Source organism: Cupriavidus sp. DF5525 (genome assembly GCF_040149425.2).
Classification (GTDB): Bacteria; Pseudomonadota; Gammaproteobacteria; order Burkholderiales; family Burkholderiaceae; genus Cupriavidus; species Cupriavidus pickettii_A.
Genome location: NZ_CP168265.1, coordinates 1,786,896 through 1,806,829, shown reverse-complemented (window position 1 = coordinate 1,806,829; position 19,934 = coordinate 1,786,896). Strand labels below are relative to the sequence as shown.

The following is a 19,934-nucleotide window of genomic DNA, read 5'->3' as shown; positions in this document are numbered from 1 at the left end:
CGGCGGTTGCCATGAGAGCCAGCCATGACTGTTCGTAACCTCGATGCCCTGTTCCGTCCGCGCTCGGTCTCGCTCATCGGCGCGACGCTGCGGCCGCATAGCGTAGGTGCGACCGTGCTGGAGAACCTGTCCGCGGGCGCCTTTGCCGGCCAGCTGTACCTGGTCAATCCGAAGTATGCGACGCTGGCGGGCCAACCCTGTTACGCGCGCGTCGGCGCGTTGCCGGCACCGCCGGACCTCGCGGTGCTGTGCACGCCCGCGCCCACCGTCCCGGGGCTCATCGCCGAGCTTGGCGCCGCCGGCACGCGCGCGGCCATCGTGCTGACCTCCGGCTTCGAGGGTCCCGAGGACAGCGCCGGAGGCGCCCTGCGGCAAGCCATGCTGGACGCGGCGCGGCCCCATCTGCTCAGGATTCTCGGGCCGAACTGTGTCGGGCTGATCGCTTCGGGGGTCGGCCTCAATGCCAGCTTCGCACCCGGCACGGCCCGGCAAGGCAAGCTGGCATTCGCCACGCAATCCGGCGCGCTGGCCACCGCCGTGCTGGATTGGTCGCGCTCGCGGCAGATCGGGTTTTCCCATTTCATCTCGCTGGGAAACAGTGCCGATGTGGACGCCGCCGACGTGCTCGACTACCTTGCCGGCGACGCCGAGACGCATGCCATCCTGCTCTACGTGGAGGCGATCCGCCACGGCGCCAAGTTCATGTCCGCGGCGCGCGCCGCCGCCCGCAATAAGCCGGTGCTGATCGTGAAGGGCGGGCGCTCGGCGCAGGCTGCACGCGCCGCCGCGTCCCATACCGGCGCCATGGCCGGTGCCGATGACGTCTACGACGCCGCCATCCGGCGTGCCGGCATGCTGCGCGTGGACAGCACCGAGGGCCTGTTCGACGCCGTCGAGATGCTTGCCCGCATGCGCGGGCTGCGTGGCGAGCGCCTCGCCATCCTGACCAATGGCGGCGGCGCCGGCGTGATGGCGACGGATGCGCTGGCGGATGCCGGCGGGACCCTGGCCCGACTGTCAGACCAGACCCTGGCCAGGCTGGACACCGCGCTGCCCGCCACCTGGCCGCGCGCGAATCCGGTCGACATCATCGGCGACGCGCCCGTCGAGCGCTACCTGCAGGCCTACGCCCTCCTCTGCGAGGCGCCCGAGGTTGACGCTGTGTTGATGATCCATGCGCCCACGGCCATCGTGCCGGCCGCCGAGATCGCGGCCGCGATCGTCAGCGCGCCGTCGGGCGGCAAGCCGCTGCTGACCGCATGGCTCGGGGCGGATGCCGTGCAGCAGGCACGCCGCTTGTGCCAGCATGCCGGCGTGCCGACCTTCGACACCCCGGAGCGGGCGGTGCGCGGCTTCCTGCAGGCCTGCGAATACCACAGGAACCAGCAATTGCTGATGCGCACGCCGCCCGCAGACGGCACGTACACGCCGGCTGACAAGGACCAGGTGCGCACAATCATCGACAATGCCCTGCGCGCCGGCAGGGAGTTGCTGACCGAGCCGGAGGCCAAGGCCGCGCTGGCCGCCTATGGCGTCCCCGTAGTCGCAACCCGGACCGCGGCAAGCATCGATGAGGCCGTCGACCAGGCCACACGGATCGGCTATCCGGTAGCGCTCAAGATCCTGTCTCCGGACATCACGCACAAGTCTGCCGCGGGCGGCGTTGCACTGGACCTCGCCGACGCCGCTGCGGTGCGCAGCGCCGGCAGCGCCATGCTCGAGCGGATCTGGCAGCAAGCCCCGGAAGCACGGGTGGAAGGCTTTACCGTCCAGCCGATGGTCCGGCACGGCGATGGCTTCGAGCTGATCGTCGGCGCCACCAGCGATCCCGTGTTCGGCCCCGTCTTGTTGTTCGGCCATGGCGGCGTCAACACCGAACGCATCGGCGACCATGCGGTTGCGCTGCCACCGCTCGACGCGCTGCTCGCGCAAGATTTGGTGTCGCGCACCCGCATCGAGCGCCTGCTGGAAGGCTGGCACGGACACTCGGGCGTCGACGGGGATGGCTTGCTCCAGGTACTGGTACAGGTATCACGCCTGGTCTGCGATATTCCCGAGATCTCGGAACTTGATATCAATCCCCTGCTGGCGAGCGCGGCAGGCGTCATCGCGCTCGATGCCCGCATCGCCGTCAAGGTGCCGGCGTCGGGTACGCGCCCGCGGCTGGCCATCCAGCCCTATCCGGAGGCGCTGGAGGAATGCGTCGAGCAGGACGGCCGCACCGTCGTGCTTCGGCCCGTGCGCCCGGCCGACGAAGCGGCCTACCAGGCTTACTTCCGCCAACTGACGCCGGAAGATATCCATGCACGCTACTTCTGCACGTTCCGAGAGCCGGTACACAGCCAGCTGGCAAGACTCACGCAGATCGACTACGCGCGGGAGATGGCGTTCATCGCGACGACTACCGATGCGTGTGGCCAAACTTCCATCCTGGGGGAGGTCCGGGCGGTTGCCGATCCGGACAATCTCCAGGCGGAGTTCGGCATCGCCGTGCGCTCGGACTGCAAGGGACAAGGACTGGGAAAGCTACTGCTCGAGAAGATGATCCGCTACGCGCGCGTAAAGGGCATCGGCGCGCTGGTGGGCTGCACCATGCAGCACAACCGGGCCATGCTGACGCTGGCGCGCGCCTGCGGCTTCAGGACGAGCATCGCGGCCGGCGCCGACGATGTCAGTCTGCACCTTGCGCTGCACGAGGAGAATGCCGGCGTTCACACGCAGGGTTGAGACATGCAATTGGCGCGCGCGGCGGGCGGCCTACGCTGGTAGCAGGCGAGCAGGCTGCTCGTTGCCTGCAAGCGTCCCCTGGGGCAGACGGCGGCAGGCTGGCTCGCATTCATAAACCCGTTGCGGAACTGTCCCACCATGAACCTTCAACGTGTCTTTGGCTGCCGGACCCTGCTGCTGGCGGCCCTGCTCTGCGCCGGCACCGCGCCGGCGCTGGCCCAGCCCGATCCGTCGCCTGCCGCGCCGCGGCCCCGCGAGGCAGTCCGCGGCGCAGACCTGCTCACCGAGGCGGAGCATGCCGACATTTGCGCAAGACTGCGCAGCGCCACGTCCGCGCAGGAGCGCCAGGCGATCATGCAGCGCACTCACGACCTGATCGCGACGCGCGCCAGCGAGCGCGGCGTCACGCTGCGCCACGGCGGGTCTGACAACCGGCGTATGGGGATGAACGACCGCTTTGGCAGCCGCTACGGCATGGACTGCAGTCCGCGCGCGGCGGGAGCAACCGCGGCGGATGGCATGCCGGCGCCCAGGGACGCCGATGGCGTTCGCTACCTGACCGGCGGCGTCGGCCAGGACGAGGCGGCTTACCTGCGCAAGGCCAGCGGCGACTACAGCCTGCGGCTCACTTTCACCGGAAGCGGCGGTCAATACCTTGCTGGTGTCGACACGCATATCTATGACAGCCGCGGCAAACAGCGCTTCGCTGCCGTGTCCGATGGTCCGTTCCTGTTCGTCCAGCTGCCGCCAGGCCGCTATCGCGTCGTCGCCAGCGCGGATGGCAAGGAGCGCGAGCAGACGCTGGTGGTGCCGGCCAAGGGCGGCGTGTCCAGCACGATGCGCTGGACGCCTGCATCATAGCCATTGGTCCCAGTCGGTGCCGGTTGGCGGCGTACCCGCCAGTTGATCCGGATGCCTGCGAGCCCACCGCCGCGCGCAGGCAATGGCAACGCAAATTGCCATGTCTTCGTCATGGCCGCTGGCGAGCAAGGCGTTGGCAATTTCGATCGCCTTCAGGCGCATTGCCGGCGGTAGCCGCTTCATTGAAGCGGGATATCGGTCAGCACTCCAAGGCATCGCAGGCTCCCCTTCATCCCGGTGGCGGCAACGGCCTCAGCGTTTCCCCGACGGTGCCGCGCGCACGAGGCCCATGTCTTAGGCCCCGCCGCGGTAGCAGCCATCGGTGCCACCGCCCTGCGCGCGCCGCATCGCCTGGCGCGGGTTCCCTGTCCGCGCCGGCGCGACGAGGGAATCCCCTGGAAGGCGCAGCAGAAGCGACGGTCCGGTGCCATCCGGGCGCACGCGCACGGTTCGGCATTCGATCGCGCCTGCGGAGCGGACCAGCGCGCGATAGTCGCCTGGCGGCAGCCGCAGGTACAGCAGCGGCCCTTCGCTCAGCACCAGCAGCACAATCTCGCGCCGAGCGTCGAACAGTGTCACGGTGACGTCAGACAAGCTGCTACCGTCGGCTTCGTTCACAAAGTGCATATGGACGTTGAAGCGCCCGGCAATGCTGCGCATGACCGCCACCTGCTCCACCCCGATCCCGCCGGAAACGTAGTCGATGCCGTTCATGTACTGAACCGCCGGCGCCGCCGGAACCGCGGACGACTCCGGCGAAGCAGCGCCCGCGGGGATGGCAACGAACAGGCCCAGGCAGAGCAGGCAGGCGGTAAGCGCAATCGCGCGCATGGGAATCTCCTGAGACAAGTCGGTAGCCGATAAACGTCGGCTGCGCCGGTGATGCCCTCCAGAGTAGGTGTGCACGCGGTCGCGATCTTGGGCTACATCAAGGCACGGCCACATCCGTCACCGACGACCCGATGCCACGCCGCTGGCTTGCTTGCCGGAGCTGACGTACTGCGCGGCCAAGCCGACAAGACGTGGACGTGCATGTCAGAGATCACTGACAGCGCCTTCCGGCGCGCTGACGCCACTCTCAGCCGTCCTTTATTTGCCGCCCGCTAGAGCGGGGGCGATACTGTTGGCCATGCCAGACCGCAATCAAGCCAATCTCCTCACCGTGTACCTGCTCGAGCATGTCAATGCGATCCGAACCAGGCAGCTCGGCTTGCTCGGTCGAATGGCTGGCATCCGTGTCGCGGGTTCGGGCGCCAGCGCTGCCACGGAAATTGCCGGGCTGATGCGTCATCGCCCGGACGTCGTCCTGATCAGCCTGGGCACCGGCTATGCTCATGCGCTCCAGGAGGTCAGGACACTGAGGTCGATGCTGCCGCATACGATCGTGATCGTGCTGGCCGATAACCTCGGCCCGCCGCTGCGCCGCGCTTGCCTGAAGGCAGGCGGGAGCTACTGCTTCGACAAGACGCTGGAACTCGATGCACTGCGCCTGGTCATGGCCGGGCTGGCGGCGACCTCGCGGCCATAGTATGAAGCCGGCGGAGGCCAGCGCGGCCATGTGGCGTTACAGGTCAGTGTCGTCGTCGAACAGATGATTGCGCATGGCATAGCGCAACAGCATGGCCTCATTGGGCATCTGCATTTTTTCCATCAGCCGCATCTTGTAGGTGCTCACGGTCTTGGCACTGACGCACAGTGCCGTGGCGATCGCCGTGATGGGCTCCCCGAGCACTAGCCGCCGGTACACTTCCAGCTCGCGGTCCGACAGCCTCAGGTGCGGCAGGTCGTCGGTCTGGTCCTTCAGCCCGCTTGCCAGCTTTGTGGCAATCGACTGGCTCACATAGGTGCCGCCCCGGGCTACCTGCCCGATGGCGGACACCAGTTCCGTGGCCGCGCTTTCCTTGGTCAGATAGCCTGCTGCGCCGGCCTGGAACGCGCGGACGATGTATTGCTCCTCCGCATGCATGGTCAGGACCAGGATACGCAAGGCCGGGTGCTCGCCGCGCAGCAAGCGGATCAATTCCAGCCCGCTCCTGCCAGGCATGGAAAGGTCAAGCAAGAGCACCTGCGGGTTGCATTCCCGTACCATCCTGGGCACTTGCGTACCATCGGCCGCCTCGCCGACGACCTCGAACACACCGGCCCGTTCCAGGATATGCCGCAGGCCATCCCGTACCACAGTATGGTCATCCGCAATCATCACCCTTGTCATGCCCGTTCCCCCTGCTCCCGCGGAATTCGCACGACCAGGCGAAAGCCATCGTCGGGCGAACTCTGGACAAGGACGTCGCCGCCCAGCAACCGGGCGCGCTCGCGAATCCCCAGCAGCCCCAGCGACTTGCGCTGACCGTTGTCCGCTGGACGCTCCTTCCACCCAGAGCCGTCGTCATGTATTTCGAGCCGCAGGTTCGGCCCGTCCCTGCCAATGGAAACCGTTGCCCTGCTGGCGTTGGCGTGCCGAACCACGTTGCTTAGCGCCTCCTGAACGATGCGGAATGCGGCGACGGCGATCTTTTCCGGCACCTCGTCGTCCGCGGCGACCACCGATACGGCTAACCCATATCGGGTCGAGAAGTCGTTGGCCAGCCATTCGATTGCAGGCACCATGCCCAATTCGTCCAGCAGCGCCGGGCGCAGATCCGTGGCAATGCGCCGGACCGACGCCACCGTCTCGTCAATCACGGTATGCATGGTTGCTATCTCCGCCGACAGGCTGGCGGCATCCCGGCCTTCCAGTACGTCGGCCTCCAGCATGGCGAGATCCATCTTCAGGGCACTGAGGCGCTGACCAAGGTCATCGTGCAGTTCACGGGCGATGCGGCGTTTCTCCTCTTCCCGCGCGGTGAGGATGCCATCGGAGAGCTGTTCCAGCTCTTCGCGGGAGCGGTGTAGCGCCTCCTCCGCCCGTACCCGCTCGGTGGTATCGCGCAGCATCACGGTATAAAGCTTGCCGCCGCGGTCCGAGGTCTGCGAGATCGACGCTTCAATCGGGAACTCGCTGCCGTCGCGGCGCAGCGCATGAAGCGTGCGCTGTCTGCCCATCTGGCGCTCCGATACCCCGGTAACGCCAAAGCGGCGCACGTGCTCTTCATGGACAGCGCGGAAGCGCTGCGGGATGAAGTTGCTGAGTTTGCGCCCGATCGCGTCAGCTGCCGTCCAGCCGAACAGCGTCTCCGCCATGGGATTGAACAACAGGACGCGCTGTTCGCTGTCCACTGTGATGATTGCCTCCATCGAGGACCGGATAATGCCGGCCAGCCGTGCCTCGCTTTCGGCCACCCGCCGGAGGTTGTCTGCGGTGGTCTGCCTGAGCTTGCGTATCCGGATCAGATAAAGCCCCAGCAGCAGACCGCTGCCTGCGCCCAGGACAGGCACCATTGGCGCCAGCACCAGAGCGCGGTAGCGCTCCACGGCAGCTTGCAACAAGTACGCCAGCCCAACGCAAGCCAGCACGACGCTCAGTCCGAGGGCGATGTCCGCAGGCCTCCATGCAGGAGACGGACTGGCTTGCCTGCTCGCCTGCGGATCAAGTGAAGACGCCTTCAGGGGCATGCTCTCGTCTCTGTTACCTTGCCAATGGACTATAGAGTTTGTGCGCGGAAAGGCAACTGCACGAGAAGCGAGTTGTGCTCGATGCGGCTCAAAACCGGAATCTCGCAGTTGCAGGCAACGTCGGAGCCACAACCCGTGTGCCGACACCGGCTGAGTCACGCATGTTAGACACTAGATCAGGAAACGGCTCGGGTATGTCGGCAAACCAACGTTCGGCCGGCACGCAATATGCCGGCCGAACGAAGCGCCTGCGGCCAGGCCGTGCGCTGCCCCACTGGCAGCGGTCACCCCTCAGTGCGACATGAAGACTGGCAAAGATGACTGGCGCAGCAGGGCGCGGGTGGTGCCACCCAGCACAAGCTCCTTCAGCCGGGAACGGCCATAGCCGCCGGCGACCAGCAGGTCGGCCTGTACCTTGCAAGCAAGTTGCAGCAGAACGTGGTCGGGGTCGCCCTCCCCGACAAGGAGATTGGCATTGATGTCATGGCTGGCCAGCCACGCTGTCAGCCGGTTCCCGCTGTCACGGTAGGCCTCTTTCTCAATGGCAGCACCATACTTGCCTGCGCTGACCACCAGGACGGAAACAGCACTGGCATGCTCGAGCCACGGCAATGCGTCCGCTACCGCCCGCGCGGCCTCTCGGCCGCCGTTCCATGCGATGGCCACATGGCCACCAAATCGCGGGCCGGCCGCGCCCGGCACCAGCAAGATGGGCCGGCCGGCATTGAGCATCGCATACTCCGCAACCCCGGCCAGCAGCGCCGGCACATCGGCATCCGCCGACGGCGGTGCGGGAAGGATGAGATCGGCGAAACGGCCCTCGTCGGCAAGCGCCCAGCCGGACTCGGCGTCGATAACGATATGCCGGGTAGGAATGTCCGGCGAAACTTGCTCGGTCAGCGTGTCGAGGGCTTCCTTGTGACCGGCAACCAGTTTGTGCAGCTGGCTGGCGGCAAGCGCCGCGTATTGCCCGGCTTCTTCGCCCGCCCCACGAAACGGCTCCAGGTTTGTTCCAGTTGCAGTCAGTCCGACCACGCTGCCGCCAAATTTCGCGGCAGCCCGTGCCGCTGTTTCAATGCGTGCCGACCGGGCAGCATCTGCGCTGAGGTCGACGAGGATGCTTCTAAAGTCCATGACGTGATTCCGTGGTTTGGCCGACGTGACGAAAAATGCATAGGGCAGGCGCCGGGCTGGATCAATCGAGCGGGTAGGACCGCCGATACTCCGGCATGGTGACCGCCCAGCGCAGGTCGCGCTCAATAAGCTGGCGCAGCGCGTCGCTTGCCTGTGGCTCGCCGTGGACAACAAACGTACGCCGCGGCGCCTGGTGAAAGCCGCCAAGCCAGGTCATAAGTTCCGCGGCATCGGCATGTGCGGACAGGTTCTCCACCTGCTCCACCGACGCATGCACGGCGATGTCCTTGCCATGGACGCGGATGTCGCGCCGGCCTGCGGCCAGCGCTGCGCCGCGCGTACCCGCCGCCTGGAAGCCGGAAAGCAGGATGGTGTTGCGAGGGTTCGGACCGTAGGCGGCAAGATGGTGGACCACACGACCACCGGTAGCCATGCCGCTGCCAGCCAGGATGATCTTGGGACTTCGGTCGTGGTTCAACCAGATCGACTGCTCCATGCTCTGCACCGGGGTGGCGAGATTGCAGGCTGCGGCGCACTCTTCGCGGCTGATGCGCAGCTCTTCCGGATGCAGCGAGAAAATCATGGTCGCGTCGATGGCCATCGGGCTGTTGAGGTACACCGGCACGTCGGGGATTCGCTTGAGCTCGCGCAGGCGGTGCAGGCAGTACAACAGGCTCTGCGTGCGCCCCACCGCGAAAGCGGGGATGATCAAGCTGCCGCCGCGGCCAATTGTCCGGCTGACTATCTCGCCGAGCACATCGAGCGGGTCGTCGTCCGGATGCCGCCGGTCGCCATAGGTGGACTCCACCAGCAGGTAATCCGCCAGACGCACCATTTCCGGCGCGCGCATGACAATGTCTTGCTGCCGCCCGAGGTCGCCTGAGAAGACGATACGCTTGCCGTCGACGAACAACGTGACGATAGCTGCCCCGATGATATGTCCGGCCCGGGCAAACTCCGCCTCTACGCCGGGCACTACCTGGAAGCGCTTGCCGAACTGCATCGGCTGGAGCCGCCGCATTGCTCGTGCAGCGTCGGCGGCAGTGTAAAGAGGCAATGCGGGCCGGTGACGCGAAAAACCCTTGCGGTTCGCGTAAGCGGCGTCTTCTTCCGCCAGGTGGGCGCTGTCTGGCAATAGGATGCCGCACAGCTGCGCGGTGCCCATGGTGCAGTACACGCTGCCGCGGAAGCCGTTCCGCACCAGCAGGGGCAAATACCCGCTGTGGTCGATGTGGGCATGGGTCAGCACCACGGCGTCGAGCTTGGCCGGATCGAGCGGCAGTGGGTCCCAGTTGCGAAGTCGCAAGGTCTTGTATCCCTGGAACAGGCCGCAGTCGACCATGACCTGGTGACTACCGGTATCGAGCAGGTACTTGGAGCCGGTGACCGTATCGGTCGCGCCGAGGAATTGCAGTTGCATGCTGGTGTCCTTTGACGCTTGCGCGAAGCCGTTGGTCCCGCCACGGGTGCCGCTGGCCGATACAGCCAGTCTAGGAGGGGGAACCGAGTGGTGGTTGATACGGATCAATCATGCGGACACGCGAGTACCTACGCTTGAACAGTGTCCGGCCCTCGCCGCACGTGTCGTACGCGCAGGGCCGACAGAAGTCCGCACGCGTGGTCCCGCGCCGAGCATACCTTGGGAAACCTCATGCAAAATCGCTCCAGCGCGTTGCAAACGGATCGCCCCCGATCTGACGAAGAACATTACGGTACTCGGGATGGCAGAGATCCGGGGCACGTCCCACCCGGCCTGACCACCGCGCAGGCTCGTGCGCGGCTGGCCGAGGTGGGCCGCAATGTGCTGCCTCAGGCGGCCCCGAGGTCGGTTGTCGCGCTGTTTCTGCGCCAGTTCCTCAGTCCGCTTATTTACATCCTCCTGGCCGCGGCAGCGGTGTCGCTCGCATTGGGTGACCTGAAGGACGCACTGTTCATTGGGGCAGTACTGCTGCTTAACGGAGTCATCGGCACCGCACAGGAGCATACGGCGGACAAGGCGACCGTGGCGCTGCGCAAGATGGAGCAGCCCCGTGCCCCGGTGATCCGGGACGGCGTGCAGCAGGAGATCGACGCAAGTACCCTGGTACCGGGTGACCTGGTGGTGCTGGAAGCCGGCAGCCGAGTGCCGGCCGACCTGAAACTGACCTACACCATTGACCTGCAGTGCGATGAATCCCTGCTGACCGGCGAATCGCTACCGGTGCGCAAGCTCTCCGCATGTGATCCCAGCAACGCCACAGCGAGCGCCCGCCAGTGCCTGACCTTCGCCGGCACGGTGGTGCTCCGCGGCAGGGGCCACGGCATCGTGGTGGCAACTGGCGCTGCCACGCAAATTGGCCGGATTGCGCGGGAACTGGGCCGCGAATCCATCTCGCAGCCACCTTTGATTCTCAGGCTCCAGCGTTTTTCCCGACTGATCGCGGTGGCGGTAGGCGTGGCTGTCTCGTTGCTAGTGTTGGTGGGTATGCTGCGCGGCATGGCATTGCGCGAACTGTTCATGATGTCGGTCGGACTGGCGGTGAGCGCGATCCCCGAAGGACTGCCCGTCGCCATTTCGGTGGCGCTGGCGATCAGCATGCGGCGGATGGCAAAGGCCCACGTGATCGTGCGCAAAATGCCCGCCGTGGAGTCGCTTGGCTCCTGCACCATGATCGCCACCGACAAGACCGGCACCCTGACCATGAACGAGCTTGTCGTCACCGATATCCGGCTTCCCGACGGCACGGCGTTTTCCTGCGACGTCGGGCACGACCTGGACAACTGCACGATCCACGCGGCCGGCACCACCGACCAGGACGCGAGAACGCGGGTAGCGGCCCTGCTAAGGGCCGCGGCGCTGCCAAACGAGGCCCAACTATCCAGGGAGCGCGACGGCTGGACTGGCACCGGGGACAGCGTGGACGTGGCGCTGCTGGCCGCAGCGCACAAGGGAGGCACCGTAGCCAATGAGATCCGACAGCGGTACCCCTTGGTGGGCCGTATCCCGTATGAGCCAGACCTGCGGTACGCGGCCTCGTTCCACCGGCACGAAGAGACGATCCGCGTGTTCGTCAAGGGAGCGCCCGAGACGCTGATCGCCATGTGCGACCAGGCGGCTGCTCGCGGCCATGCCGTGCCGATCCGGCGCGAGGCACTGCTTCGGGGAAAAGCAGCGCTGGCCGCCCAAGGACTACGCGTGCTGGCGTTCGCTGAAGGCACGATTGATGCAGAGCCGGACGGGTCCTACGGACACGGGCACCTGGTCAACCTGACCTTTCTGGGAATGGCAGGCATGAAGGATCCGGTTCGTCCAGAGGTCCCCGAGGCTATCCGACGCTGCTACAGCGCCGGCATCGACGTGGCGATGGTGACTGGCGACGATCCGTTGACGGCCAGCGCAATTGGAGCGCAGGCGGGGCTACGCTTTACCGCGGACCAGGTCGTGACGGGCGAGCAGGTGCGCCAGGCCGAGAGCGAGGGGCCGCACGGACTCGACCAACTGACCCACCGTGCGCGCATCTACGCCCGCGTCAGTCCGGACCAAAAGCTGTCCATTGTCCTGTCGCTGGCAAGAACCGGCCATTTCGTGGCAGTCACTGGCGACGGCGTCAACGACGCTCCTGCGCTCAAGCACGCACACGTCGGTGTGGCCATGGGCCGAAAGGGAACTGAAGTGGCGAAGGAAAGCGCAGACATTGTCCTCACCGATGACAACTTTGCGTCCATCGTCAACGGCATCCATGAAGGCAGGGTGGCGTACGCGAACATTCGCAAAGTCATCTTCATGGTGGTTTCCACCGGCGCGGCCGAAGTGGTTCTGTTTCTGCTGGCGATTCCCCTGGGTCTGCCAATGCCATTGCTGCCGGTGCAGCTGCTGTGGCTCAACCTCGTGACCAATGGCATCCAGGATGTGGCTCTGGCTACCGAGCACGCGGAAGGCGATGAACTGTCGTATCCGGCGCGCAAGCCCCGGGAACCGATCTTTGACCGCGTAATGATCCGCCGCATCTGCTATTCGACTCTTGTCATGGGCGTAGGGGGATTCGCAACTTTCTACTGGCTGCTCGACCGCGGCTATCACATAGACGAGGCACGCAACCAATTGCTGCTGCTGTTTGTGCTGTTTGAGAACTTGCAGACGTTTAGTAGCCGTTCGGAGCGCCACTCCGTATTCCGACAGGGGGTCTTCGCCAATCCGATGCTGGTGGCCAGCGTACTGGCCGCCCAGTCATTCCATATCGCTGCCATGTACATACCCGGGCTAAGTGACACGCTTAGCCTCACACCTGTGTCGGCTACGACGTGGGCCGGGCTGTTGTCGCTCGCGCTGACATTGACGATTGCGGTGGAGCTGGACAAATGGTGGAGCCGGCGGTGCAACGTGTAGCGCAGAGACCGGTGCTCGCCTACTCAGGATTCCATCGCCCCGCGGCCGGCGTTGAGCCATGTCAACCCGAATCCACCGTCGCCATCTACGCTGATTACATAGAATCCTAATAAGGGACTTGGGTCAATCCCCCTCAGGAAGACATCTCATGTATAAGCGCATCCTGCTTGCCGTGGACGGCAGCCGGTCCTCCGACCTGGCGCTCAGCCAGGCCATCGCCATCGGCCGGGCCACCAACGCGGAAGTCAAGGTGCTGTACGTGGTGGACGACAGCGACATCTACTTCGAGGCCGGCTATTTCGACCCGCACGAACTGGTCAACAAGCTGGTCTCTCATGGCCGCAAGGCATTGGATGCGACCACAGCCCACCTTAGCGAAGCCGGTATCCGGTGCAATGCGCAGTTGGACGAGAAGCCGGTGGCCCCAGGCCGGATCTCGTCGACCATCGTCAACGAAGCCAACACCCGGAATGCTGACATGATCGCTTTCTGGACCCATGGCCGGCGCGGCGTCAGGCGCGTGCTGATGGGCAGCGTGTCAGAAGGCGTCCTCGCGCAGACCATCAGGCCGGTGCTGCTGGTCCGTAGCGAGATCGAAGGCTGACCCCGACCCGAGCACCAACAAGGACCGTGCCATGCAGGAGATCATGCGAGCGATGCAGTTCGAAGGTGCGGGGCTGCCCCTGCGCTTGGGGCGTGTGCCGGTCCCCGAGCCGGGACCGGGTGAGGTACGCATAGCGGTTGCAGCTTGTGGCGTATGCCGCACCGACCTCCATATTGTCGACGGCGACCTACGCCACCCCAAGCCTGCGCTCATTCCGGGGCACGAAGTCGTCGGTACGGTCGAAACGTGCGGAAGCGGTGTCACCGCACTCAGGCAAGGCGACCGTGTCGGCGTGCCGTGGCTGGGCCATACCTGCGGCCAGTGCAGATTCTGCCATCGGCAGCGTGAAAATCTCTGCGACGCGCCGCAATTCACCGGCTATACGCGCGACGGCGGCTACGCGGAGTACGTTGTAGCCGACAGCCGCTACTGCTTCGGCATTCCCGCCAGCTATGACAACGAGCACGCCGCACCACTGCTCTGTGCCGGCCTGATCGGCTATCGCACTCTACATATGGCGGGCGACGCGCGCCGCATCGGCATTTACGGATTCGGCGCGGCGGCCCACCTGGTGACGCAGATTGCCGTGTCGCAGGGCCGGGAGGTCTATGCCTTCACTCGCGCGGGAGACAACGCTGCACAGCAGCTGGCTCGCCGCACAGGTGCATGCTGGGCCGGTGCCAGCGATCTCGACGCACCGGTGCCGCTGGATGCGGGGCTGATCTTCGCCCCGCTGGGGGAGCTGGTGCCGCGTGCGCTACGCGCGGTAGAAAAGGGGGGCATCGTAGTCTGTGGCGGTATCCATATGAGCGACATCCCCGCCATGCCCTATTCGCTTCTGTGGGAAGAGCGGCGCCTGTGCTCCGTGGCCAACCTGACGCGTGCCGACGGCGACGCGCTGATGGAGATCGCAGCCCGCACGCCGCTGAAGATCCATACCACAGCCTACCCGCTCGAACAGGCCAATGTTGCACTGGCCGACATGCGCGAGGGCCGACTGGCTGGCGCCGCCGTCCTGACTATTCTTCCCTGAGCCCCCGCGGATCCGCTCACGAACGCGGGGCCGAAGGCGAATGCAGCAGCGCTATGGCATCGGCTCGGAACCTGGCGCATTATCGGCAATGCTTCTCGCACAACGTACCACGTCTTGGACGGGGAAGCCGTGGATCTGATGGCGACACGACTATCGGCGCCCAAAAGGACGACCGCACCTAGCAAGCACGGCCACGCCGAGCACGGCGGTTGCCGTCACGTACTTTGTGCATCGCTAAGCAGCCCAGGGCGAGGGACTGTCTTTTTGGACAATCCGGACTGTCGGCTCAATTCGAACAATTCGAACGATCGTCAGATAAGGGGCCGGAAGCGGTCAATGACGCCAATGCAGCGAAAGTCTGCAATGCAGCCAAAGAGATTGCAGCCTTGCCTTGCCGTAGAACGAAGCGAAGTTGTTCGCGTGCGATCATCTTCCATGTGTGGGCTGAATAAAATCGTTTGATAACGTCTCGATTGGCGGCCGATATTTGAACGTTTGCATCGCCTCGCTTTGTGATCACGTTAGCAAGAATTTGCGCAGAGCCGGACAAGCCTGATGGCCCCGGCGTCAGTCTGTCTGACCGGTCCCTCGCGGCAAACTCTGCAAGGCCTGGCGCAGACATGCCCGCTAAGTGCGGCTCCAACGGCTACCTCGACACTCTCCTCCGTTCAACGCGAGAACGAAGTGGCTTCCGACGTTCGTTCACTGAAGGAACGTCGCAGCCGGAGCCTGCCGTCAAGCCCATAGACGACGAGTTCGGCCCTCTCTAGCTTTGCGATATCTGTAGCTGCTTCTATGGCTTCATTAAGCGAGCCAAAGGACTTGCCCACAGCTGCGTTATCTTCAGCACGGATGGTCCAACCAAGATGAGCTGGTGCGACGCAAATATTATGGATTGACATAGTTTCCCCCAAGCAATTAGATAACTTGACGATCGGATCTCGCGAGAAGAAACCACCCTGTCGCAATTCCGGTTTTAAATGTGAAACCAGCTGCACCCAGTACCCGCCGGCATCGAACTCATTGGGGACTTTTACGTCCTGCTGCAAATCCAATATAAGACCCGAACCACCTAGGCTATTTGCCATGGATCAAGGATCCGCGCTCCCCGCTGCCGACGCGCGGCGTTGATCACGATCTGCCCTGAATGGGGTTCCTCCCATGCTCCCTCCGCAAGCCGCGGGCAGCGCAACTGGACGACAGTGTCTCCGCGTACCACACGTTCGACAAGGCGGCCGAGAGTCGAGCCGGGAAAGCGAAAAGAACTCCTGTTCACGAGCCGCAACTGCGGGAGCCCGGGTCTGCGCCATGTAGCCAGACAGCAACTCCGCGGACGTAGCCGTTCGCGGCGAACTGATCGAGACTGATTCGTGCGAAACAGTCTCTGAAGCGACGGGCGCGAAGTGAGCGGTGCAGGCATCACCGTTTGCTGCGATGCTCCAACGCTTGTCCTGTCCCAGGTTTCATCCCCCAGAGATTTCCCGGTACTTCCGGTCGACGTCTGCGCGCTGACAAAGCCCTGTTCCCGCACTCAGCAACGTCGCAGAAGCGGCCGCCAGCCCATAGTGGAATGCCTCCTTCTTGCTTGCGTGACGCTTCAGCGCCCAGACCATTGCAGCAAGGAAGCTGTCGCCCGCCCCGATAGAACTGGACACTGGCGTAGGCAAGGCTGGCGCTCGAAAGGTCTGATCCGCGGTCACCAGCAATGCGCCCTGCTCGCCGAGCGTAAGTGCCACCATCTGCGCGCGCCCGTCTCGGACAACTTCCAACGCGGCATTGCGCCACTCTTCTTCACCGTGCAATGGCAAGCCAGTCAACTCACGTAGTTCGGCCAGGCTCGGTTTGACCAGACTGACTCCCTCGTTCAATGCGGAAACGAGCGCGGGACCCGAAGTGTCCACGACAATCTGCGTGCCGCGCGCGCGTGCCAGGCGTGCAAGTCTTGCATAGAAATCTACAGGAACACCGGGTGGCAGACTGCCGCTCATCACCAGATATCGCGGCGGCTTGGCGAGCGTCTCAAGATGAATGATGCAACGCTCCCATTCGTCCTGTGCTACGTTTGGCCCTGGCAGAACGAAGCGGAATTGGCGTCCGGTGGAGGATTCAGTCACGGAAAAATTCTCTCGCGTCTCCCCGGCAATCGCAAGGCACACGCCTGGCACTCGCTCTGCATCGAGCAGATGTTGCAATAGCATCCCCGTCGCACCTCCAGCGAGATAGATGGCGAGGCAATCACCGCCAAGGCGCTGTATAACGCGTGCCACATTGATCCCGCCGCCTCCCGGATCCCGCCTCGCCTCGCCGCATCTTAGCTTGCGCGTATCTGCCACTCGGTCGATCGAGGTTGCCACATCCACGGCGGGATTCGGGGTAATGGTCAAAATGTCTGTCATCATCCATCAGGGTTGGCATGGCCCCGCCGTATGCTGAAGGGTTGTTGTTCAACGCGCCATCGCCATGGCGGCTTCGGCGGCGGCAACTGTGTGCTTGACCGCTATGAAGCTGTCCGGGGTCACTGAAATGGAATCGATCCCGCATTCGCCCAGGAATCCGGCGAAACCAATACGGTCGCTCGGTGCTTTTCCGCACAAGCCCACGTGGGCGCTGGCCTCATGTGCTATTGCAATGGCGCTCCAGATCATCTATCTGACTGCATCGCTCTGTTCGTCAAACAGTCCGGCGGCGCGCTCCGCCGTTGTTGTCGGTATGTTCATTGTCGCGCAAGCGACATCGGTTTTGTAGATCACCTTCGTGGCCTTTTCTCCCAGCCTCTTTCCGATCGTGAGATCTGCTGCCGATCGAGACAGTCGTGGACATCACGCAGCCACTCGTACTCATTATCGTTGTAGCGCTGCCTCGTCGCAGAAGAGCAGCACAGTGCCGCTTCCCGCCCGGGCCGCGGCCTCACGAATCCGCAGGGCCAGCCGCATACGCTTGGGCGGATTGGAACCTGCGTTCGGATCCGGGTCGCCAACAGCCTCAAGCAGATTCGCAAAGAACGGGCCTTCGGCATGCCGCGGCTTGTGTTCACATTGCGCGCGGTAGCTCGTCATCTTCGGGTGACCGCGCGCCAGCAGCAACCGCACGTATTCGATGGCCCTGGTCTTGCCGATGCGGGAAGGACCATAGATCAATGCTCCCATGACCCGGTAGCGTAGACATCGAGCAACAAATTCATAGAAGGTTTCGATTGCAGGCGTGGCAATACGGTAGTTGCCGCCAGCATCGGTCGGATCCGCCGTCAAGCGGTGGTCAAGGAATGGTAGCGTCTAGCCCTTTGGATTCGCATGGCCATCATCTATGATGTGATTCATGTAATCATCGTATTGCCATCTTGAGGCTCCCATGGAGCAAAAGACCGCTCGGCTTACGCTGCTCATCGATCCCAACAAAAAGGCTGCCTTCGAGCGCCTTTGTGCACAGCAGGATCTGACCGCATCGCAGGTGATACGGCGTCTTATCCGCGACTACCTGGCCCAACATGGCGTCCAGTATGCCCCCAGCGGCGTGGACACGGACAAAGCGGAAGCCATCGGCAATGAGAGGTCACCGGTGGGCGCGCCGTCGCGGCGCGGCGCGGCACCTCCCGCCAAGCGCCGTGCAACCCGTCGCGGAGCCTGACCCATGAGCAGCGTGCCCCCTCTCACGCAATGGCTTCATCTCGACTGGATGCTGATTGTGGTTGGGGCCTGGCTGCTTGTCGGCGTGACTGGGGTCCTGGCGCTGCATCGGCTTGCTTTGGTATCCCAAGTGCTATTCCCCATCGGGGGACTGCTAGGGCTGGCGCTTTTCGGTCTGGCGCTCCACGCCGTCTTCGGCACGCCCGAGGCTGCCGTGCTGCCCGTTGGCCTGCCCGCGCTGCCGTTCCACGTCCGGCTCGACAGCCTGTCAGCCTACTTCCTGATGGCAATGGGGGGAGCAGCGGCCGGCATCTCGACGTTTGCGGCTGGCTACTTCCGCAAGGGGGAAGGCACGCCGCCGGGCCTGCTTTGTCTTGAATACCACTTGTTCCTTGCCAGCATGGCGGGGGTGATCCTGGCTGACGACGCATACTCTTTTATGGTGATGTGGGAAACCATGGCGCTGTCATCGTTCTTCTTGGTGACCGCCAACCACCGCATCGCCGAAGTGCGCGCCGCCGGCTATCTCTACATCACGATGGCGCGCATCGGGGCGATCGCCATCCTGCTGTGTTTTGGCGTGCTGCAGGCCAACACCGGCGACTATACGTTTGCCAACATGCGAGCCCAGGCGCTGACGCCGTTCTGGGCCTCCGTCGGTTTCCTGCTCGCCCTGTTCGGATTTGGCGCCAAGGCCGGCGTCCTGCCTCTGCACGTCTGGCTGCCGGAGGCGCATCCGGCAGCGCCGTCACCGGTATCGGCAATGATGAGCGGCGTCATGCTCAACACTGCCATCTACGGCCTGCTGCGCGTGTCCTTCGACCTGCTGCAGGTGCGTCTGTGGTGGTGGGGCGGATTGCTGCTGGCCATTGGATTGGCCACGGCGCTGTTCGGCGTGGTCTTTGCCGCGGTACAAACCGACATGAAGCGGCTTCTGGCTTATTCGTCGATCGAGAACATGGGCCTGCTCTTCGTTGCCATGGGCCTGACCTTGCTGTTTTCGGCCTACGGCATGAAGCCAATGGCCGCCCTGGCCCTGACGGCTGCGCTCTACCATGTCGCCAGCCATGCGTTCTTCAAAAGTCTGCTCTTTCTGGGGACCGGAAGCGTGTTGCATGCCACCGAGCAGAGAAGCCTGGGCAAGCTGGGCGGATTGATTCGTTATATGCCATGGGTGGGCTGGCTTACGCTACTGGGCGTACTGGCCAGCGCGGGGCTGCCGCCGCTCGGCGGTTTCGTCTCGGAGTGGCTACTGCTGCAAAGCTTCCTGTTCACGCCGGGTCTTCCGGAGCCGATACTGACCATGCTGATCCCGGTGGTCGCCGCGCTGATCGCGCTGGTGGCGGCACTGGCCGGCTACACCATGGTCAAGTTCTTCGGTGTGATCTTCCTCGGCCAGCCCCGTGAGCTCAAGCTGGCCGACGCGCACGACGCCGGCCGCTGGGAGCGCGCGGGCATGCTGTGGCTCGCGCTGGGCTGTATCGCGCTTGGCTTGCTGCCGACCCAATTCGTGCAGTTGATCGATCCGGTGACGCAGCAACTGGTGGCAAGCGGACTCGGCGCCCGGACCGCCGCCAGCGGCTGGCTGCTGGCGCCCAATGGCCTGGCCCAGGCCAGCTATGGGCCGGTCATTTTCCTGCTCGGCATTCTGGCCAGCGTTGCCCTCGCCTACCTGCTGGTGCGCCGCTTCTACCACGGTCGGCTTCGCCGCAGCCCGCCCTGGGCTTGCGGCTTCCCATGGGGCACCGCGCGCATGCAGGACACCGCCGAGGGTTTCGGTCAGCCGATCCGCCAGATCTTTGAACCGTTTTTCCTGATGCGCCGCGACCTGCCATCGCCATTCGATGAGCAGCCGCACTACCAGGTCACAGTGGCGGATCATTTCTGGCGCTGGATGTATGTCCCCGTGATCGATCTGGCGTCGTATCTGGCCCGGCTGATCGGCCTGATGCAACAGGGACGCATCTCGGCATACCTGCTGTACAGCTTCGTGACCCTGGCCGCCACGCTACTGGCCGTGATGCGATGAGGGTT

At 64.4% G+C, this 19,934-nt stretch carries 17 protein-coding genes and 1 pseudogene; 8 read left to right on the top strand and 10 right to left on the bottom strand.

Annotated features, from left to right (window positions below; genetic code table 11):
* Positions 1-24 precede the first annotated feature (24 nt).
* Positions 25-2,727 carry a bifunctional acetate--CoA ligase family protein/GNAT family N-acetyltransferase gene (locus ABNX08_RS08525; protein WP_022534766.1) on the top strand — a complete coding sequence of 901 codons (2,703 nt, stop codon included), beginning with the start codon at positions 25-27 and terminating at the stop codon, positions 2,725-2,727.
* Between the two features lie 138 nt (positions 2,728-2,865).
* On the top strand, positions 2,866-3,588 hold the full coding sequence (locus ABNX08_RS08520; protein ID WP_022534765.1) for a carboxypeptidase-like regulatory domain-containing protein: 723 nt from the start codon (positions 2,866-2,868) through the stop codon (positions 3,586-3,588).
* Here the strand turns inward: ABNX08_RS08520 and ABNX08_RS08515 are convergent.
* Entirely contained in the window at positions 3,583-3,750 is a 168-nt protein-coding gene (locus ABNX08_RS08515; RefSeq protein ID WP_349605072.1) for a hypothetical protein, read from the bottom strand. The genes ABNX08_RS08520 and ABNX08_RS08515 overlap by 6 nt on opposite strands.
* Positions 3,751-3,882: 132 nt before the next feature.
* Positions 3,883-4,419, bottom strand: coding sequence for a hypothetical protein (locus tag ABNX08_RS08510; RefSeq protein ID WP_022534763.1), 537 nt, complete (start codon positions 4,417-4,419; stop codon positions 3,883-3,885).
* 298 nt (positions 4,420-4,717) lie between these two features.
* Here ABNX08_RS08510 and ABNX08_RS08505 point away from each other — a divergent pair, with 298 nt between their 5' ends.
* Complete coding sequence (locus tag ABNX08_RS08505) at positions 4,718-5,116, top strand: response regulator transcription factor (protein ID WP_022534762.1); 399 nt, start codon at positions 4,718-4,720, stop codon at positions 5,114-5,116.
* A gap of 36 nt (positions 5,117-5,152) precedes the next feature.
* On the opposite strand, the gene ABNX08_RS08500 is transcribed toward ABNX08_RS08505, so the two are convergent.
* From ABNX08_RS08500 to ABNX08_RS08485, 4 genes are all read right to left on the bottom strand, one after another.
* Positions 5,153-5,800, bottom strand: coding sequence for a response regulator transcription factor (locus ABNX08_RS08500; RefSeq protein WP_022534761.1), 648 nt, complete (start codon positions 5,798-5,800; stop codon positions 5,153-5,155).
* The gene (locus ABNX08_RS08495) at positions 5,797-7,140 is read right to left on the bottom strand and encodes a PAS domain S-box protein (protein WP_022534760.1); all 1,344 of its coding nucleotides are present in this window, start codon (positions 7,138-7,140) and stop codon (positions 5,797-5,799) included. Before ABNX08_RS08495 ends, ABNX08_RS08500 begins: the two co-directional genes overlap by 4 nt.
* A gap of 291 nt (positions 7,141-7,431) precedes the next feature.
* Positions 7,432-8,274, bottom strand: a complete 843-nt coding sequence (locus ABNX08_RS08490; RefSeq protein ID WP_022534759.1) for a universal stress protein — start codon at positions 8,272-8,274, stop codon at positions 7,432-7,434.
* Between the two features lie 61 nt (positions 8,275-8,335).
* A complete protein-coding gene (locus ABNX08_RS08485) occupies positions 8,336-9,694 on the bottom strand; it encodes an MBL fold metallo-hydrolase RNA specificity domain-containing protein (protein ID WP_022534758.1) in 1,359 nt (452 codons plus the stop codon).
* A 231-nt stretch (positions 9,695-9,925) separates the two neighbouring features.
* On the opposite strand from ABNX08_RS08485, the gene ABNX08_RS08480 reads away from it, so the two are divergent.
* From ABNX08_RS08480 to ABNX08_RS08470, 3 genes are all read left to right on the top strand, one after another.
* Positions 9,926-12,640, top strand: coding sequence for an HAD-IC family P-type ATPase (locus ABNX08_RS08480; RefSeq protein WP_349605075.1), 2,715 nt, complete (start codon positions 9,926-9,928; stop codon positions 12,638-12,640).
* 148 nt (positions 12,641-12,788) lie between these two features.
* Entirely contained in the window at positions 12,789-13,244 is a 456-nt protein-coding gene (locus ABNX08_RS08475; protein ID WP_022534756.1) for a universal stress protein, read from the top strand.
* A gap of 31 nt (positions 13,245-13,275) precedes the next feature.
* Positions 13,276-14,277, top strand: a complete 1,002-nt coding sequence (locus ABNX08_RS08470) for a zinc-dependent alcohol dehydrogenase family protein (RefSeq protein WP_022534755.1) — start codon at positions 13,276-13,278, stop codon at positions 14,275-14,277.
* Positions 14,278-14,945: 668 nt separating this feature from the next.
* Here the strand turns inward: ABNX08_RS08470 and ABNX08_RS08465 are convergent.
* From ABNX08_RS08465 to ABNX08_RS08450, 4 genes and pseudogenes are all read right to left on the bottom strand, one after another.
* Positions 14,946-15,365 carry a DUF2188 domain-containing protein gene (locus tag ABNX08_RS08465; protein ID WP_349605077.1) on the bottom strand — a complete coding sequence of 140 codons (420 nt, stop codon included), beginning with the start codon at positions 15,363-15,365 and terminating at the stop codon, positions 14,946-14,948.
* A 375-nt stretch (positions 15,366-15,740) separates the two neighbouring features.
* Positions 15,741-16,673 carry a 1-phosphofructokinase family hexose kinase gene (locus tag ABNX08_RS08460; RefSeq protein ID WP_041681363.1) on the bottom strand — a complete coding sequence of 311 codons (933 nt, stop codon included), beginning with the start codon at positions 16,671-16,673 and terminating at the stop codon, positions 15,741-15,743.
* Positions 16,674-16,721: 48 nt separating this feature from the next.
* Positions 16,722-16,922, bottom strand: coding sequence for a putative PEP-binding protein (locus ABNX08_RS08455; protein WP_022534753.1), 201 nt, complete (start codon positions 16,920-16,922; stop codon positions 16,722-16,724).
* A gap of 143 nt (positions 16,923-17,065) precedes the next feature.
* Positions 17,066-17,423: pseudogene (locus ABNX08_RS08450) on the bottom strand (AAA family ATPase); the annotation flags it as partial.
* A gap of 202 nt (positions 17,424-17,625) precedes the next feature.
* Between ABNX08_RS08450 and ABNX08_RS08445 the strand changes: the two are divergent.
* Together ABNX08_RS08445 and hyfB are read left to right on the top strand one after the other, a co-directional pair.
* On the top strand, positions 17,626-17,901 hold the full coding sequence (locus ABNX08_RS08445) for a ribbon-helix-helix protein, CopG family (RefSeq protein ID WP_022534751.1): 276 nt from the start codon (positions 17,626-17,628) through the stop codon (positions 17,899-17,901).
* Between the two features lie 3 nt (positions 17,902-17,904).
* Positions 17,905-19,929, top strand: coding sequence for a hydrogenase 4 subunit B (gene hyfB, locus ABNX08_RS08440; RefSeq protein ID WP_022534750.1), 2,025 nt, complete (start codon positions 17,905-17,907; stop codon positions 19,927-19,929).
* The last annotated feature ends 5 nt before the right edge of the window (positions 19,930-19,934 follow it).

Bases quoted from the DNA above. Each gene is read 5' to 3' on its own strand.
- ABNX08_RS08525 (WP_022534766.1), top strand. From the start codon at position 25: ATGACTGTTCGTAACCTCGATGCCCTGTTCCGTCCGCGCTCGGTCTCG.
- ABNX08_RS08520 (WP_022534765.1), top strand. From the start codon at position 2,866: ATGAACCTTCAACGTGTCTTTGGCTGCCGGACCCTGCTGCTGGCGGCC.
- ABNX08_RS08515 (WP_349605072.1), bottom strand. From the start codon at position 3,750: ATGCGCCTGAAGGCGATCGAAATTGCCAACGCCTTGCTCGCCAGCGGC.
- ABNX08_RS08510 (WP_022534763.1), bottom strand. From the start codon at position 4,419: ATGCGCGCGATTGCGCTTACCGCCTGCCTGCTCTGCCTGGGCCTGTTC.
- ABNX08_RS08505 (WP_022534762.1), top strand. From the start codon at position 4,718: ATGCCAGACCGCAATCAAGCCAATCTCCTCACCGTGTACCTGCTCGAG.
- ABNX08_RS08500 (WP_022534761.1), bottom strand. From the start codon at position 5,800: ATGACAAGGGTGATGATTGCGGATGACCATACTGTGGTACGGGATGGC.
- ABNX08_RS08495 (WP_022534760.1), bottom strand. From the start codon at position 7,140: ATGCCCCTGAAGGCGTCTTCACTTGATCCGCAGGCGAGCAGGCAAGCC.
- ABNX08_RS08490 (WP_022534759.1), bottom strand. From the start codon at position 8,274: ATGGACTTTAGAAGCATCCTCGTCGACCTCAGCGCAGATGCTGCCCGG.
- ABNX08_RS08485 (WP_022534758.1), bottom strand. From the start codon at position 9,694: ATGCAACTGCAATTCCTCGGCGCGACCGATACGGTCACCGGCTCCAAG.
- ABNX08_RS08480 (WP_349605075.1), top strand. From the start codon at position 9,926: ATGCAAAATCGCTCCAGCGCGTTGCAAACGGATCGCCCCCGATCTGAC.
- ABNX08_RS08475 (WP_022534756.1), top strand. From the start codon at position 12,789: ATGTATAAGCGCATCCTGCTTGCCGTGGACGGCAGCCGGTCCTCCGAC.
- ABNX08_RS08470 (WP_022534755.1), top strand. From the start codon at position 13,276: ATGCAGGAGATCATGCGAGCGATGCAGTTCGAAGGTGCGGGGCTGCCC.
- ABNX08_RS08465 (WP_349605077.1), bottom strand. From the start codon at position 15,365: ATGGCAAATAGCCTAGGTGGTTCGGGTCTTATATTGGATTTGCAGCAG.
- ABNX08_RS08460 (WP_041681363.1), bottom strand. From the start codon at position 16,673: ATGACAGACATTTTGACCATTACCCCGAATCCCGCCGTGGATGTGGCA.
- ABNX08_RS08455 (WP_022534753.1), bottom strand. From the start codon at position 16,922: ATGATCTGGAGCGCCATTGCAATAGCACATGAGGCCAGCGCCCACGTG.
- ABNX08_RS08445 (WP_022534751.1), top strand. From the start codon at position 17,626: ATGGAGCAAAAGACCGCTCGGCTTACGCTGCTCATCGATCCCAACAAA.
- hyfB (WP_022534750.1), top strand. From the start codon at position 17,905: ATGAGCAGCGTGCCCCCTCTCACGCAATGGCTTCATCTCGACTGGATG.